The 16,026-nt window shown below is 59.8% G+C and carries 12 protein-coding genes; 8 read left to right on the top strand and 4 right to left on the bottom strand.

The features are described 5' to 3' along the window. From RT551_RS00540 to RT551_RS00570, 7 genes are all read left to right on the top strand, one after another. On the top strand, nucleotides 1-606 hold the full coding sequence (locus tag RT551_RS00540) for a GNAT family N-acetyltransferase (protein WP_017354477.1): 606 nt from the start codon (nucleotides 1-3) through the stop codon (nucleotides 604-606). Next, nucleotides 603-1,475: a carbon-nitrogen hydrolase family protein gene (locus RT551_RS00545; protein ID WP_017354476.1), complete on the top strand. Its 873-nt coding sequence runs from the start codon at nucleotides 603-605 to the stop codon at nucleotides 1,473-1,475. The genes RT551_RS00540 and RT551_RS00545 overlap by 4 nt, the downstream gene beginning before the upstream one ends. A gap of 72 nt (nucleotides 1,476-1,547) precedes the next feature. Next, on the top strand, nucleotides 1,548-2,837 hold the full coding sequence (locus RT551_RS00550) for an NAD(P)/FAD-dependent oxidoreductase (RefSeq protein WP_037590709.1): 1,290 nt from the start codon (nucleotides 1,548-1,550) through the stop codon (nucleotides 2,835-2,837). A 265-nt stretch (nucleotides 2,838-3,102) separates the two neighbouring features. Beyond that, nucleotides 3,103-4,212, top strand: coding sequence for an S-(hydroxymethyl)glutathione dehydrogenase/class III alcohol dehydrogenase (locus RT551_RS00555; RefSeq protein WP_005413335.1), 1,110 nt, complete (start codon nucleotides 3,103-3,105; stop codon nucleotides 4,210-4,212). 56 nt (nucleotides 4,213-4,268) lie between these two features. Then, a complete protein-coding gene (gene gfa, locus RT551_RS00560) occupies nucleotides 4,269-4,844 on the top strand; it encodes an S-(hydroxymethyl)glutathione synthase (RefSeq protein ID WP_005413334.1) in 576 nt (191 codons plus the stop codon). Between the two features lie 97 nt (nucleotides 4,845-4,941). After that, on the top strand, nucleotides 4,942-5,685 hold the full coding sequence (locus RT551_RS00565; protein ID WP_049400906.1) for a cation diffusion facilitator family transporter: 744 nt from the start codon (nucleotides 4,942-4,944) through the stop codon (nucleotides 5,683-5,685). Nucleotides 5,686-6,228: 543 nt separating this feature from the next. After that, a complete protein-coding gene (locus tag RT551_RS00570; protein WP_017354473.1) occupies nucleotides 6,229-7,269 on the top strand; it encodes a lipid A deacylase LpxR family protein in 1,041 nt (346 codons plus the stop codon). A gap of 867 nt (nucleotides 7,270-8,136) precedes the next feature. Here RT551_RS00570 and RT551_RS00575 read toward each other — a convergent pair. The 4 genes from RT551_RS00575 to RT551_RS00590 form a co-directional block, all read right to left on the bottom strand. Further along, nucleotides 8,137-8,391, bottom strand: coding sequence for a hypothetical protein (locus RT551_RS00575; RefSeq protein WP_239669690.1), 255 nt, complete (start codon nucleotides 8,389-8,391; stop codon nucleotides 8,137-8,139). Between the two features lie 504 nt (nucleotides 8,392-8,895). Then, on the bottom strand, nucleotides 8,896-11,652 hold the full coding sequence (locus RT551_RS00580) for a caspase family protein (protein ID WP_017354471.1): 2,757 nt from the start codon (nucleotides 11,650-11,652) through the stop codon (nucleotides 8,896-8,898). A 57-nt stretch (nucleotides 11,653-11,709) separates the two neighbouring features. Beyond that, nucleotides 11,710-13,275, bottom strand: coding sequence for a hypothetical protein (locus tag RT551_RS00585; protein ID WP_017354470.1), 1,566 nt, complete (start codon nucleotides 13,273-13,275; stop codon nucleotides 11,710-11,712). 353 nt (nucleotides 13,276-13,628) lie between these two features. After that, the gene (locus RT551_RS00590) at nucleotides 13,629-14,486 is read right to left on the bottom strand and encodes a hypothetical protein (RefSeq protein WP_146027645.1); all 858 of its coding nucleotides are present in this window, start codon (nucleotides 14,484-14,486) and stop codon (nucleotides 13,629-13,631) included. Between the two features lie 118 nt (nucleotides 14,487-14,604). On the opposite strand from RT551_RS00590, the gene RT551_RS00595 reads away from it, so the two are divergent. Then, nucleotides 14,605-16,026 (top strand): Wadjet anti-phage system protein JetA family protein, encoded by a 1,422-nt coding sequence (locus tag RT551_RS00595; protein ID WP_049400904.1) that lies wholly within the window; start codon nucleotides 14,605-14,607, stop codon nucleotides 16,024-16,026.

Consider the following 16,026-nt stretch of genomic DNA (forward strand, 5'->3'; position numbering starts at 1 on the left):
ATGGCTACCAACGTGCGAGTAGAGGTACTGGTCGGCACCGAAATCGAGGACTGGCTCGATCGCGTCGCTCAGTTGCGGATCGAGATATTCAGTAGCTATCCCTACCTGTACGAAGGAGACATGGACTATGAGCGTCACTACCTCCGCAATTATGCGACGTCTGACGGGGGCATCGTTGTCCTGGCCAGGGATGGAAGGGACGTTGTAGGTGCATCGACTGGCCTTCCTTTGTTGAGCGCCGATGCCGCTTTCATTCGTCCCTTCCAGGAGCACGGTCCCCGGCCAGAAGAAGTCTTCTACTGCGGGGAGTCCGTACTGAGGCCGGAGTACAGAGGAGCTGGCTTGGGCCACGTCTTCTTTGATCGAAGAGAGGAGCAAGCCCGACGAAAGGGCTTCAAGTGGTCTTCTTTCGCGTCGGTGGTTCGGTCGGAGACTGATCCGCTTAGGCCACCTGGATATCGAAGCAATGAAGGCTTCTGGACTCGCCGTGGGTATGCACAACAGAGCGCGATGAAGGTCGCTCTTCCTTGGCGGCAGCATGGGGCCACGCACGAAACCGAGCAGACACTTTCACTTTGGCTCCGTTCCTTGGAGGACGTTACATGAAGATTGCAGCAGCTAAGTACGTGATCGGTCGTCCGAAGACCTTTGCCGAGTTCGCTGCGCGCCAGCGCCGAATTCTGAATGACGCACGGGAACAAGGAGTTGAGCTTGCAGTACTTCCGGAATACCTGTCGCTGGAACTGGGTTCGACTCTTCCAGAAGCTCTTCAGCTTAGCCTGAGGTCCACCCTGGAGTCGCTCCAGATCTATCAGAGCGCATGGTGTGAGCTCTATAGCACCTTGGCTGTCGAACTGGGAATGACCATCCAGGCAGGAACGTTCCTCACCGCAACATCCCATGGGATGTATCGCAACCGTGCCTGGTGGTTCACAGCTGATGGTCGCAGCGGATGGCAGGACAAGCTTCAGCTTACTGGCTTCGAGAAGCAGGCAGTTGTCATCGAGCCTGGCGATCGCATCGCGGCGTTTGAGCAGGACGGAAAGCGTGTCGGGATTGCGGTTTGCTATGACAGCGAATTTCCGCTTCCTGTTCGCCTCCAGCAGGAGGCAGGGGTGCGCTTGCTGTTGGTGCCAAGTTGCACCGACACCGACGCCGGTGCCACCCGTGTCGATGTTGGGTGCCGAGCGCGAGCGCTTGAGAATCGGATGTTCGTGGCAAAGGCGGTCACCGCTGGCGTCGCCGACTGGAGTGAAGCGCTTGATGTCAACACCGGTGAGGCAATGATCCTCTCACCGATGGACCATGGCTTCCCCAGTGACGGCGTGCTCGCAGCGACCTCCGACGATCAGGAGTGGGCGATTGCTGACATTGACTTCGCAGCGCTCGAAGCAAGCCGTGCACGAGCGCAGGTAGCCGTCGACAAGGATTGGGATGGTCAGCTCCGCTTCCATTCCGTTGAGGTCCTGAACTAACCAACGTCTAGATGCCTGGGCCATGAAGTGCTCGTGGGCGTCGCTGGCAACTCAAATACCTGGGGAATCAAAATGCATCGTATTGTCATTGTTGGTGGTGGGGCCGGAGGGCTGGAGCTGGCTACGCAGCTGGGCCGGAAGCTCGGGCGCTCAGGGCGAGCAAAAGTCACTCTTGTCGATGCTCGGATGACGCATCTGTGGAAGCCACTTCTTCACGAGGTTGCCTCAGGCGCGTTGGATGCCGCAGAAAGTGAGCTCAACTATCTCGCCCAGGCTAGCTGGAATCACTTCCAGTTTCAGTTGGGGCGGATGACGGGTTTGGATCAGAAGTCCAGAAAGATCGAGCTTGCCCCACTGTACGATGAGGAGGGCAACGTTATTGCGCCCCGTCGCTCGATCTCCTACGACACCCTGGTGATCAGCGTGGGTAGCGGAACGAACGACTTTGGAACTCCCGGTGCAGCGGATCATTGCCTGTTCCTGGACGATCCCGATGCCGCCATTGCTTTCCAGAAGCGGCTGCTGAGCGAGTACATGGGCGCGCAAGCGCGCGGCAAGTCAGAAACACTGGAGGTTGCGATCGTCGGCGCCGGCGCCACCGGTGTCGAGCTGGCGGCCGAGCTGCGTGATGCTGCAAGGCAATTTAGCGCTTATGGGCTGGACAAGATCTCTCCCGAGAATCTGAAAATCACGCTTATCGAGGCTGGTCCGCGAGTGCTGCCAGCTCTGCCAGAGCGCGTGAGCCTGCCGGTCGCCGAGCGACTTGTACATGAAGGCGTTCGTGTCATGTGTGGCTCGGCTGTGACCCTAGTGGATGAAGAGGGCCTGCAACTCGCCAATGGCATCAAGGTTGCTGCGAGGCTGAAGGTATGGGCGGCGGGCATCCGTGCTCCCGTCTTCCTTGCATCCCTCGGGAACCTAAAGACCAATCGCATCAACCAGCTCGAGGTATCTGAAACGCTGCAGACAACGCAGGATCCGAACATCTTCGCATTCGGGGATTGTGCAGCCTGCCCGAATGGACACAGCGGTACAAACGTTCCCCCCAGGGCACAGGCCGCTCATCAGCAGGCTCACTTCCTTGCGCAGGCGATTACCCGCCGTATCGAGGGACGCCCGCTGCCCAGCTTCACCTATCGAGACTATGGATCGCTGGTGTCCCTGTCGAGGGAGGGCGCCGTTGGCACGCTGATGGGTAACCTCATGGGGTCATTCAAGGTCGAGGGCTGGCTGGCCAGGATGTTCTACATCTCACTGTATCGCATGCACCAGAGGAGCCTGTTCGGTACACGCCGGGTGGTTGCGCGCATGCTGGCAGACGCATTGGGACGGAGTACGGAGCCTCGCCTCAAGTTGCATTGATGCGGGCGAGCTGAGGGGCGGAGCTGCGAGTCAACAATTCCAACGCAAGGAATTATGAAATCCAATCTGTTCCATATACAGCAATCCATCGAAGTCCAATACTTGGTCCCAACAGCTCGCCAAGAAGAATGCTGTAGGCGCATTCGACCTGATTGAAACGCGTTCTAGAGCCGGCGCCAGGGGCGGCGCGCCCGATGTACCACTGATCAAGCTCGCCCCAAAGACCGTTGTCGCACTTATCTCGTTACACCCAAGGAGAACTCACATGAAATCCCGTGCAGCCGTTGCATTCGGTCCCGGTCAACCGCTCGAGATCGTCGAAATCGATGTTGCTCCGCCGAAGAAGGGCGAAGTACTGGTGAAGATCACCAGCACTGGTGTCTGCCATACCGACGCATTCACCCTGTCGGGCAATGACCCTGAAGGCCTGTTCCCGGTGGTGCTGGGCCATGAAGGCGCCGGCATCGTTGTCGAAGTGGGCGAGGGCGTGACCAGTGTGAAGCCCGGCGATCACGTCATCCCGCTGTACACCGCAGAATGCGGTGAGTGTCTGTTCTGCAAGAGCGGCAAGACCAACCTGTGCGTTGCCGTACGCGCCACCCAGGGTAAGGGTGTGATGCCTGATGGCACCAGCCGCTTCAGCTACAACGGCCAGCCGCTGTATCACTACATGGGCTGCTCGACCTTCAGCGAGTACACCGTCGTGGCCGAAGTCTCTCTGGCCAAGATCAATCCGGAAGCGAATCCGGAGCACGTCTGCCTGCTCGGTTGCGGTGTCACCACTGGCATTGGTGCGGTGCACAACACGGCCAAGGTGCAGGAAGGTGACAGCGTGGCCGTGTTCGGCCTCGGTGGCATCGGCCTGGCGGTGATCCAGGGTGCTCGTCAGGCGAAGGCTGGTCGCATCATCGCAGTGGACACCAACCCGTCCAAGTTCGAGTTGGCCAAGCAGTTCGGCGCAACCGAATTCGTGAACCCGAAGGATTACGACCGTCCGGTTCAAGAAGTCATCGTTGAGATGACCGGCTGGGGCGTCGATCACAGCTTCGAGTGCATCGGCAACGTCAATGTGATGCGTTCGGCGCTGGAGTGTGCACACCGCGGCTGGGGCCAGAGCGTTGTCATCGGTGTGGCCGGTGCTGGTCAGGAGATCTCCACCCGTCCGTTCCAGCTCGTGACCGGTCGTCGCTGGATTGGCAGCGCCTTCGGTGGTGTGAAGGGCCGTAGCCAGCTGCCTGGCATGGTCGAAGACGCCATGCGGGGTGAGATCGATCTGGCTCCGTTCGTGACCCATACGATGGGCCTGGAAGCAATCAACGAAGCCTTCGAACTCATGCACGAAGGCAAGTCCATTCGTACTGTCATCAACTACTGATGCACCGCAGCACCGGGCAACCGGTGCTGCACTTCCAACAATAGGAGTTTAAGTCCATGCAACACCAAACTATCCATCCCTCGGTCGATTCCGGCGTCGTTGCCGGAACCGCCGGCTTCAAGGGCGGCACGCTGAAGTGCCTGTGCTCTGACAAGCCGGTTGAGATCTCCGTCGCAAGCAATGTGGCCCACAACCATGCCTGTGGTTGCACCAAGTGCTGGAAGCCGGAAGGCGCCATCTTCTCCGTGGTCGGTGTCGTTCCCCGCGATACCGTTTCGATCACGGCGAATGCCGACAAGCTGGCGATTGTCGATCCGGCTGCGACCATCCAGCGCCACGCGTGCAAGGACTGCGGTGTCCACATGTTTGGCCGCATCGAGAACAAGTCCCATGCCTTCTACGGCCTGGACTTCATTCACGTTGAACTGTCCGAACAGAAGGGCTGGGAAGAACCGCGCTTCGCCGCATTCGTGTCTTCGATCATCGAAGGCGGCGGCGCAAGGCCGGAACAGATGGACGGCGTCCGTAGCCGCCTGAAGGCTCTGTCCCTGGAGCCGTACGACGTGTTGAACCCGCCGCTCATGGATGCGCTGTCCGCGCATGCTGCACGACTCAGCGGCGTTCTCTCCTAAGCAGTGTAAATGCCGCCCCTTGCATGCAAGGGGCGGTACTTCCTGACAGTACGCCACCGGCGTATACATTTTCGCTCAGAGCCTGGAGTCTTCGACCATGTCCTTGCTTCCCCCCAACGCAATGCACGAGCGGACTCTGCAGGGCGTACAGAGCACCGGCAACGCACGGGCAATTACGAAGGCCGCGACTCTCACTGCGGTCATGATGTCCGTCGAAATTGCTGGAGGATGGGCCTTCAACTCGATGGCTCTTCTCGCAGATGGCTGGCACATGAGCTCTCACGTGCTGGTACTCCTGTTCGCACTTTCTATCGCTTGGTACGCTGAGCGGAATCAGAGCCGCCCAGAGCGCGCGGCTCGGGTGCTAGCGGTTGAGCTCATCGCGGCGAGCGTAAGCGCGATGATCATGCTTTGGATTGCCGCTTCGATGGCCTATGAATCGACGGAGCGTCTCCATGCGCCAGAGGCTGTTCAGTACTCAGAAGCGCTTGCCATCGCCGTTGCGGGTTTGATTACAAATATATTCTCAGCGCGGTGGCTACATTCTGCCTACCATCGCGAAGGTGCTGCGGTTGATCACTGCCACGTTCCGCATGAGCGCCATGCTGACGAGAAGGGGGCCGATGCGCGCAGGAGTCCCAATCTTCGTGCGGCCTATCTTCACGTCGCTACGGACACCGCTGTAACGGCACTCGCAATTACTGCACTTGTCGTGGGGATGATCTGGGACGTGACGTGGCTGGACTCAGTCACAGGCCTCATCGGAGCGTCGGTTGTCGCAGTCTGGGCCATTAGATTGCTTCGTAGCTCCATTTCGGCGTGGATAGGTCGGCGTAAGTAGCTAGTGCGGTGGTGCCTCCGTGCTCAGCACGGAGGCTAGCCCTGCGATTGGGAGCCTTCCACAAAACTCGCTGCGACCGGAGTCATTCCTGGACGCATCTGGCGAGCCCGCTGAGCGCATATGCCCCACCTCACATGATGCGGAGTTGCTGGCGGGGTGGCCATTCTCTCAGTCAGAGATCAACAAACTGACTGTGATTCTGAAACGTCCATCTTGAGCGGCTGACGTTGCTTCGCAGCGAGGTGACGTGCCCTTCAGTCTAGGTCAGTACCTGGGGCGCCGGCTGTTGCGGCACTAGGGGAGGGCCTGGACGATCTCTTGCTCAGGCGAACGTCTTGGCGAGCCCAAGAGCGCTAGATACTGCTGCAGGGATGCGCCGCCTTTGAAAGCAATTGGCGTGCGGCCGGCTGATGGCCTGGTGTATGGCTCAAACCCCTTCCTCCGGGTCTACTGCGACAGCGCATTAGATCTTCAATTGAACCTCACATTGAGTCAAATGGCAGCAAGCCCATGAAAAGACTGGCGCTTAGTCGGTTGTCTGTGATGGCGGCACTCGTGTTCCTGGCCGCTGCCCGAGCCCCGGTGGCCCAGGCGGCCGAACAATGTGGCCCGGACGCGATGCGCGATCACCCGCCGCAGATCAGCTTCCGCGTCGACAACGACCTGTTCGGTGGCCGCCACCAAGACCAGGGCTATACCAACGGCGCGCAGCTGACCCTGGTCTCGCCGAACCTGGTCGACTACACCGCCGACCCGTGCCTGCCGCGCATGGCGCGCTGGGTGAACCAGTACCTGGAAGGCCTGCACCCCGGCAGGTTCGAGCAGCAGAACATGATCTTCAGCATCGGCCAGGCCATCTTCACCCCCACCGACCCGACCCGCCGCGACCTGATCGAGGATGACCGGCCGTATGCCGGCGTGCTGCTGGCCAGCTTCGGCTTCAACGCACGCAGCGGCGACCGCCTGCAGACCACCCAGCTGGCCGTGGGCGTGGTCGGGCCCTGGGCCCAGGGCAGGCAGGTGCAGAACGCCGTGCACGACGCGCTAGGGGACGAGAAGTTCAAGGGTTGGGACAACCAGCTGCACAACGAGCCGGTGTTCATGCTGACCCACGAGCGCATGCGCCGCTGGCCGGCCGATGCCAGTGTCAATGCCGGCGGCTGGGGCTGGGATGCGATCAGTCACTATGGCGGTGCGATCGGCAACCTGGAAACCAAGGCCAACGCCGGTGGCGAAGTGCGCTTCGGCTGGAAGCTGCCCGACGACTTCGGCAGCACGCCGCTGCGCCCGGCCGGCGAGAACACCGCGCCGACCCGTGGTGGCCGCCTCAGCGGCTGGTCCTGGCACTTGTTTGCGACCACCGACGCGGCATGGGTAATCCGCGACATCACTCTGGACGGCAATACCTTCCGCAACAGCCACAGCGTGGACAAGCGCCACGTGGTCGCCCAAGGCGGCTACGGCATCGCGGTGATGCGCGGGCGCTGGAGATTCGCAATGGCGCGTTACCACAGCACCCGGGAGTTCTATGGCCAGCGCCAGTCGCCGGTGTTCGGAAGCTTCACTATTAGCCGCTCGCTATAGTAGGTGGCGACGATCGCGGGTGTTCGACCATGCAATGTCCTTGAGTGCAGTACCTCGCAGAGCGACTACAGAAGTAACGCGGGAGTGCATGATGGAGAGTACTGAATGATGCTAATCACCAAGCTCGTCGTAGTCATCGTCGCGCTTGCCGCTGGGATCAAGGTGATTGATTGCTGTGTCGTGTGGGCAGCGCGACGAAGGCTGGAGAAACTTCAGAAGCTAAAGGCGCCGGCCCCATCGAGATCTCCTTTACCCGATGCCCTGGTGGTCTACTACTCTCGCTCTGGGCACACCGCCTTAGCCTCTAGTTATCTGGCGAACCAGTTACACGCCGATCTGCGTGCTGTCGAAGCATTTGACTACTCATTGGGCTTGGCCGGGTGGGTGAATGCTATGGCTGATGGGGGTCTTGATGACGCGTGGATAAATCCCGCGTGGATGGATCTAGCTCCCTATGACGCTATCTATTTGGGAACACCCATCTGGCGTGGTTGCCCAGCGCCGCCGGCTTGGGAGTTTGTTAGGAGCAACATGTTCCCTGGGAAAAAGGTCGTACTAGTCACTACATCCAGAGGATCATGGAAGCAGTCAGCTATTGAGCTCCTTGGGCGAGAGATAGTTCGACGAGGTGCGCGATCATTCGAGCATCGGCCTTTGGCGCGCAAGCGTGCCTGGTTCAGAAGATCGGACCCAGATGATCTCAGAATTACGGATCTGATGTGACCGACCTACCATGAATGCCCCCGGCCAATGCTGCGTTTAGTCGGCACCCCTCGCCTTAGCTAGCGCTATGCCAATCGCCGCGTCGCCCCTTGCTGCACGCTCGTCAACGGCCTAGGGCCGTCCCGAGAGTTTCGTGAGGTGGTTTCATTCGCGATTGTCGAGCCGTCCGTTAGACAACGCATGCTGGAGAGCAATCGCAACCTGCGTCGCGGCGTAGACCCAATCGTTGTCTTCTTCGTACGGATCCACTTCCGAATCTTCTTTGCCACCATGGAAGAGGTTGTTGCGGACTTGCCGCATGGCTTCCACCAGCGCGACCGCATCCGATTCGGCATCCAATGGGCAGGGGCAAAAGCGGGCCACCAAGTTCCCGTTCTCTTCAATAATCATCTGCTTCATGGGGCGCTCATCGCGTTGACAGAGAAGGCGCGCACGCGCCGACTCAGGAACCTCTGACGCGAAATCGTCGCCCAACTTTCGGACGCGCTCTTGCACCTTGCGCCAAGCCACGTCGGACGTCGGTTGCCCCGTCCGGTCTTTCCGGAAGAAGTCCCCGTGCCGTCGGAGCTGGAATTCCAGTTTGCTCACGGTCTTGAGAAGGTCGTAGGCGAGATTGGCGCTTACCGGCATTTCAGCATTCTATGTGAGTAGTGTGAGGTCCGAATCGCAAACTGCCACAGCGAAGGCACAAGGACCACCAAGAAATGGCGCTACTTGAGAGCCGCCTAACACGCGGGAGGATGTCATCCTGTAGGCCGGGCGTCGCACCTCATCTAGATTCTTGACCTATAACCGCTTCGGGCTGGCAACGCAGGTCGGCAGTGACTTGGGACAACTTTGCCTAGACACCGCTAAGAATACTTGGATGGGGTTCGCGTGAAGGCCGCGCTTACGATTCGCCTCTCAGTAGTCGTCCATTGATTGCAGGTGAGTGCTGCGCTTCGACTTGGTGGCTGTCGAGTCTGGGTCGGGTTCATCTCCGTTCACCGTTACCCACTCGATGAGAGGGCCCAGGTCGGATTGGCGGCGGGCTTCCGCATACAGCTTGCTATAGGCGGCCATGGCGTATATCGGCGACAGCATGAGCTCCGCTGCCAAGGCGAAGACATCGGACTCGGGTGGCAGCGACACAGTGGTGAAGGCGCCGCTGTCGGCATCGGTGTGGCGCTCAGCCAGCGCATCCAGAAGACGCCGACGGAGTGCTTGCTGGAAGGGGCTATGGGTGGGATTAGGACACCTCAGGCCGTCTTCGACCGGAACCCAGGTGTCCAGTGACCAGGCGGGGGCGAGCACTTGCGGGGTTGCCGCGTCGTCAATCCCCTGTGCATTACCCTTCAGAGTGCCCATAGCCTGGTCAGAAAGCCGATTTCGCAACAACCAGCGGTCATCAACTGAACGCTGCCAGAGAGTCCATAGACTCCCACCGGACCGCCATTGGCCGATCTCCTCGAACAGTTCGGAGGCCAGTCCGCCTCGCGCCTCCAGCTTTGAGGCAAGGCTCCATGAGGCCGCCAGCGCGGGTGGGTTACGGAGCGGATGGGCCACGTTCGATAGGCCTAGCCATTGCGCGAGCACCGCAAAATCGGATAGACCCTCCCTGATTTCCTTAGGAACGGCTGCAACGCATTGTCCAACGGTATCGATGTGCTGCCCGCCCCGCTGGAAGGCAGCGAGGGCCGCGTACAAGGCCCACATCGGGCTGGCCATTGCTTGCTCGGTTGATGGCACCGCCACCTCCCGGCCGACTGTAAGCTGCGCTCGCGCCGCCTCCGTCGCAAGCCCGATCGGATCGAACAGCAGTGACGCACTTCCCATCCGGACCAGATGGATGGAGGCAGTCGCCAAGTCGAGCATTCGTGCGCCCTGAGTGTCCACCATCGGAGGGGTTGGCGGAGCTGAGGTACAGTCAAGGTAGATCTCGGTACGCCACCCCTTAATCACCGGGACGACCAGTCCGTCTTCATTCGACTCGTCCCAAGGGCTGGCCGTTCGCAGTGCGAGGCTGCCAGCTGTTGCTGCTAATTTGAGGTAGGCGTAGCCGAGCCTGTCGTCCGTACCACTGTGGATGAGGCGCTCCTCCAAGGTTGCCCCTACAAGGGAACTGAGGTGCCACTGCCGCCACGGTGGCGCGGGGTTTAGAGAGCCGTCGGGACTGAAACTGGAGTCGCGCGCGAAGACAAAGACCTCACCGATTTCGCTGAGATCGCGGCTTGGCTCCGTCGGAATCATCGAGTATTCAGCGGCATGAAGGGACTGATTTTGGTGCGTGGTTGACGTGCCGATGACGGGCGCAGCCGCGGAAAATTCGGGCCCGGGCAACCGCTGGTCGAGGGGCGCATCCGCAACAACGAACAGCGATTGCGCCGATTCGGCCCCGACGTGCACCAGGGCTTTGTAGAGTCCCGGAGCTAAGGACAGCGAGACCACTCCCGTACCGATGCTGACACGAGCGTAGCTAGCATCGAGCACCGTGATCTGCGCGTTGGGATTGTCCGTCCTCAACACCACCGGCTGCGCTGCAACCTCGTCGGTTCGCAAAGCGGGCATGTCGATAGGTGCAGCAACGGGAGGGGTGTTGCCTGCAGCTGGCAGCACCGGGTAGGGAACCTCGAAGGCGACGTCGGGTAGATTCCCTGGTGTAACGACGAGATGCAGACCCGGGGTCAGCTCCACGATGGGATGCTCGAGCTGGCGAAGCTGGCTACTGCGTAGCTGCCCATTTGGCGTCATGTCGGTGGGCGGCGCGGGTGGGTAAGGTGAGATGTCAGGATCCGGTTGCCGGTCGATGGCCGCGAATTTAGCAATGATGCGGCTCAGGTCGACGGCAACCCGGCGTGGGAGCGCGGAAGCTGGCGCCGACGCCGGGCGCTGATATATTCGAATCCGCTTCGTTGCGGGAGTCAGTGGTGGCGTGTATCCGGTTTCCTGTTCGTAGCGATCGGCCCATAGCACCTGGAAGTAGTCCGCGACGGCGCGATCCGTCACCCATCCGTCGGCGTCAGGCGGTGCGCTGCGCAGCGCGTCCAGTAGGACGCTAGTGAACAGGCCGCGAGACTGCCCGGCCGGGCCAATGTTGCGCTCAAAGGACTGACGTCCCCGCGGCGCTCCATACGCCTGGAACAATCGGACGTGTGCCGTTCGTTGCCGGTCCGGCGGGGTCCAAGTCGGCTCGAGCACCTGGCTCGCCTTGAGTACGTCCTGGCAGCAGTCCGTTACCAGGATGATTTCATCAAAGAAACCCGCGTTGGCGATTTTCGACGCATAACGCAGGACGGCGATATGCGCCGTGTCGCCGTTTTGCGCGACGGCCGAGAATAGTGCCGGGTCGTGAATCGCCGAACCGGCTGTGAACCCGTGTCCGGCGAAGAACAGATACAAGCGCTGTCCAATGCGGTCATGCCATCCGTTCGGGGTGCGCAGCCATAGATTAAGCGCCTTCTTGAGCTCCTTCTCGGTCGGGTTTGCGTCGTCCGGGGTCGCTGCCACGCCATAATCCTGCGACCGTATGACTTGGATACGTCGGGTGTCCAGGTCGCCGTACTCCGGATCGAGGAGCCATTGCCGGAACTCTTCGCCATCGTTCTCAGGTCCATGGAGGTCACTCAGGCCGGGATAACGGTTAATTGTCAGCACGATCGCGTAGTGATCATCTCGCGGCATGTCCACATCTCTCCCTGTTGCGTACACAAGGGCACCTTTGGCGTGCTCTCGAAGATGTCACCATCCGCCGAGGAGGCTCTCAACGCTGAGCAGCGTATCTTCGTCGTCGTCGAAAGCTCCGTGATCAATGCTTGTGCTGTTCAAGCCTGCTGTCTGTCCTTGGGACTTGGACCAGATCGTACGGTTCGGTGCAGCTCCGAGCCACGCGCGGACTGCACCTATTTCGGGAAACTTGCTATCTGAGTAGATGTGGTGCCAAGCGAAGAAGCGTTCCATGCCCAGCAGCGGCATGTCCGGTTCGTCGACGAGCGTTCCGTCGGAATTTGGGCGCGATTCGAGGACACCCGACACCAGATAGAGGAGGGAGCTGGGATAGATGAAGCGCTTCCAGTCCTGCCCATTGGGAAATTTAGAGTCGTCTCCGACGACCTGATCGTCCCGTTCGAATTCATCGCGCATGCCAAACAAGCGGAAGTGACGGATGCGATCGCCATGTTGGGTGATCGTGGCGGCAAAGCGCTCGTAGGTGATGGCGGGCGCCAGGAACACGACGTCGAATGCAATCTCGGCCGGCAGAAGCTCTGATGCCTTGTCAAGCCAATTGGCGATGTAGACGGCGCCAGTGCTGTGGCCGACTAGAGTGATCCTCGATAGCAGCCCTTCAGAGGCATGGGCGGCACGCAGCCGCTCCAGCAGCGCAGTTCCGGCATACAGGTCGGAGCCGTCGCCGAACGCATCGAGTGAGTCCTGCTTCATGCGGTTCCACTGGAGTGCCTTGCCCCATTCATTGAGTCCACTGCCACCAAAATGAACACCACGCAACACTTCCTCTACGACCGTTGCATACAGGCCGTGATCGCGTTGATCCGCGTACCGACGCAGAACACCCTGCAGGATGCGCTTCACCAGAAGGGAAACTTTGAACCAGACGATCAACCCGCGGCCTCCCTCGACCCCGGCGACCTGCGTTGATACCGCCTGCGAGAACGGGGTATCTCGAACGCTCGCTCCGCCCCCGATGAATGCATCGCGTGCTTCGTCTAACGCGGTTGGCAGGGTTTGCATGGCGACCACAAACTCGCTGTCGGTTTGCAAGTCGGCTTCGATCTCGGCGTCGTCGATCAGCGCACTCGCCGCACGCGCACCTGAGGGCCCCACTACAGGTTTGAAATCACGGTAGGGCACGTGATTGCGACTGGGATCGCTCCAATATGTATCAACTGCCTGGCGGACCTTCCCTGCATCGACGTTGCCCGGCGTGATGGTCCGGGCGCCGTTGCTACCTCCCAAGCGGCGGAGCGCGTACTCTAGCGCCTTGCGCACCAGATTCTTGAATACCGGCTCATCCGGCAGCTCGCGCAGGTTGTTGCGGATCGTTTCAACGAAACCCGACTCCCACACGGAAAAAACCGGATAGGCCGATTGAGAAAAGCGCCCCTCAAGTCGCTGGGCAATACCGATACCCGCGGCCTTGTCGACCAGGCCCCCGTGAAAGTAAAGCAGCAAATGACCACGCCCGTCCTTACGAAGCGCCGTGACGATAGCGTCGATATCCTCTGGCTTCGTATCGGTTCCGGCACCGATACGGCCGTTGCGACTGTGGATTTGATGCAGACTGCCCATACCTGGCCCCCTGTGACCAGAATGATGCCAACCCAGAGTGCCATGAGTTTATGAAGTGGGCAATCAGTAATCGCCTAGGTAGGGATTGGTCACCTCAATGCCGAGTAAGCGAAGGGCTAGAGTTGAATGCCCCGGACCATGCCGCAGCTGGGGCGGTAGTTTGCATTTGGCGCTCGATCGATAGGGACACGAGGGCACGGCTCATCGACCTGATCATTGAGGTACAGACGGAGAATTGGCTTTGAATGCCAATGGCGTCCATCTGATACGGTTCCTATGTAGGGTAGCTACCCAGGCAGGGGTAGCGCGGTATCCGTGCCGGGCCTCAAGTTTGGCTACGATCATGCCATCCGCTAATTCAGCTCGCCAAATAGCCACGGTTGGATCGCGGTTGGATCGTCGACGCAGAGGTGAAATTCGTTCGGCGGCTCCTTCTCTGCATCGGTGGCGCAGCGCAGTTCATGTAGTCGGTATTGGAGTAGTGCGGCACGGGTTCTTAACCTGTAGGCTGCCTTACCTCCGAAATACTCGATACGCACCATATCCTTCTGATCTGGTGTCAGATGCGGATGGGGGACGATCGACAGCTCTACCTGTGTCTGCCAGGCGGCGTCCTGGCTAGGCTCGGCCCGCTCTGGCCGAGGATCAGCCAGCTGTTTCAAGCCGCTCAGCCGATTTATAGACAGGTCCAGGAAGCGTCCGGCTTCCGCCTCGTCCTCGGCGATGACAAATGCGCGAACATGCCAGCGCCTGCCTGCCTGCACCAGCGCATGAGGGAACAGTCGTTTGGTGCGAGGTGCTGGGTTGCGCATGGACCGGTGCTCGCCAACGAGCCCCTTGCCCTCTCTGCAGGCACGATTAAGCAGTGCGAAGTGGCGTCGTTCAACGCCGCCGAGGATAAGCTGGGAGCTCTCGATAAAGCCTGTAGCTTCCTGGGGGCGCTCAAACGCAAGGTACTCTTCGATCAGCCCTTCGGTTAGGAGGGGTCTGAAGCCAGACATCGCCACGTATCCGCGCACATGGCTTCGGTACTCAAGGCCGCCTCCATTGAGTTCAGCATATTGGGTTAGCAATCGACTTACCGTGGTGATATGCAGATCAAACACTTGGCGTACTCGCTCATTGGTGACTTGCCCCTCCCAGAGGAGCAGCGTTTCGATGGCTCGAAGTGTTTCCGGACTTTTGTTTGGATTGGGGCGGGGGCGGGGCATGGGGCTGGGCCGGGGTCAGATGACACGCAGCTTAGCATTGATGCTAAGTTAGCGTTTATGATATGTTAGCGTTTATGCTAATGTGAAGTAGATAGCCCAACTTCTGTGGAGTTGCACAGTGTCCAGCTCTCTGTTTGAGGTACTGCCATCGCAACTCTTTCGCCCATTGGCCTCGGCAAATCGGGAGAACTACTGGCGGCTGCTCTTGGGTCTGTACGAAGAATTCTTCGGGCCAGAGGCTGAGGTTCCCCCGGCGACCGGCTGGGAACGGCGGCAGTTGACGCAGTTCATCGAGAACTACCTCGAACACGATGACGCTTGGCAGGCAGAAGAGGGGGTAGGCCAGCTCACTCCGCTCAACATTCGCGCCAACATGTACTTGAGCCATCTCACGGAGAATGGCTGGTTCGAAGAAGAGCAGGTGGGACTCACGCGCACTCTGTCCATGACTGCTGTGGTAAGCCGTTTCCTTGCCACCTTGCAGGTCTTCACAGAAGACACGCCGGCGATGGTGGGCGCGAAGATGCGTTCCATTGAAGACACATTACGTCGGGTGCTTGATCCTGCAAGCAATGTCTACGGTGACGACTTCGTAAACGCCGGCGACAGCGCCCATGCGCTTCTGTCCGGGATTGCCGCCATGAGTCTGAACGTGCGTACCCTGCAGCGCGAGATATTCAAGTCCGCGACCCCCGGGGCGGCTATCCGTCGGTTGTTTGAAGACTACATTTCCAAGCACGTCATGGCTGACTATGCGGACTTGGCTGGCGCCGATCACCCCCTCGCACGAAAGGCGCAGGTGTTGAGCCTAACTCAGGAAATCCATTACGGGGATCATCGGGAACGGATCATCGTGTGGTTGGCCGAGCGACGCTACAAAGGTGATAAAGGCACGGCTGAGGCTGTCTATGAGAAGGCGATCAGGCGATTGAGCAATGTCTATCGTCTGCAAGACTACTTCGATCGCTTGGGCCAGGATCAGCGCCATATCGAGCGTCGCATGCTGGCCATGATCGAGTACCAGCTTCGCGCGCCGGGCCAGCTCGAGAGACGGATCAAAAAGGCTATCGCCGGAGTCAATGCTGCGGAGAACTTCGACGCCTCCATGCCCGTTGGGCCCGGAGCATTGCTTTCCGGTGAACTCCTGTTTCAACCACGCATCGCCCGTCCGCCCATTCCCAGGACCGCGGATTCTCCGCGGCAGATGACAGCCGAGCAGGAGGCGCGGATGAACCTGCACAGGCGTGCGCGTGATGCGCGTACCGCCATGCCAACAGAGGTGAGGGTGTACTTGCAGGGTGTCATGGGAGGAGGTAGGCAGATCCGGGCGTCTCAGCTTCCCATCACCGGTATCAAGCAATTTCGAATGGTGCAGACGCTGTCCACCTACGCACAGGAAGCAATGACAGGCCTCGGAAAGAAGCACCATGAAGGAATTTCAAAGCGACTACCTGGATATCGCTTCCAAAGCGCCGGTGATGAACGAATTGCCGGGCCGTATTTGGACATGCCGGACTTCTACATCACCAAGGTGAAATGA

It is taken from the genome of Stenotrophomonas sp. (assembly GCF_032103445.1).
Taxonomy (GTDB): Bacteria; Pseudomonadota; Gammaproteobacteria; order Xanthomonadales; family Xanthomonadaceae; genus Stenotrophomonas.

Excerpts from the sequence above, each read along its gene's own strand:
- RT551_RS00540 (WP_017354477.1), top strand. The coding sequence starts at position 1 with ATGGCTACCAACGTGCGAGTAGAGGTACTGGTCGGCACCGAAATCGAG.
- RT551_RS00545 (WP_017354476.1), top strand. The coding sequence starts at position 603 with ATGAAGATTGCAGCAGCTAAGTACGTGATCGGTCGTCCGAAGACCTTT.
- RT551_RS00550 (WP_037590709.1), top strand. The coding sequence starts at position 1,548 with ATGCATCGTATTGTCATTGTTGGTGGTGGGGCCGGAGGGCTGGAGCTG.
- RT551_RS00555 (WP_005413335.1), top strand. The coding sequence starts at position 3,103 with ATGAAATCCCGTGCAGCCGTTGCATTCGGTCCCGGTCAACCGCTCGAG.
- gfa (WP_005413334.1), top strand. The coding sequence starts at position 4,269 with ATGCAACACCAAACTATCCATCCCTCGGTCGATTCCGGCGTCGTTGCC.
- RT551_RS00565 (WP_049400906.1), top strand. The coding sequence starts at position 4,942 with ATGTCCTTGCTTCCCCCCAACGCAATGCACGAGCGGACTCTGCAGGGC.
- RT551_RS00570 (WP_017354473.1), top strand. The coding sequence starts at position 6,229 with ATGGCGGCACTCGTGTTCCTGGCCGCTGCCCGAGCCCCGGTGGCCCAG.
- RT551_RS00575 (WP_239669690.1), bottom strand. The coding sequence starts at position 8,391 with ATGAAGCAGATGATTATTGAAGAGAACGGGAACTTGGTGGCCCGCTTT.
- RT551_RS00580 (WP_017354471.1), bottom strand. The coding sequence starts at position 11,652 with ATGCCGCGAGATGATCACTACGCGATCGTGCTGACAATTAACCGTTAT.
- RT551_RS00585 (WP_017354470.1), bottom strand. The coding sequence starts at position 13,275 with ATGGGCAGTCTGCATCAAATCCACAGTCGCAACGGCCGTATCGGTGCC.
- RT551_RS00590 (WP_146027645.1), bottom strand. The coding sequence starts at position 14,486 with ATGCCCCGCCCCCGCCCCAATCCAAACAAAAGTCCGGAAACACTTCGA.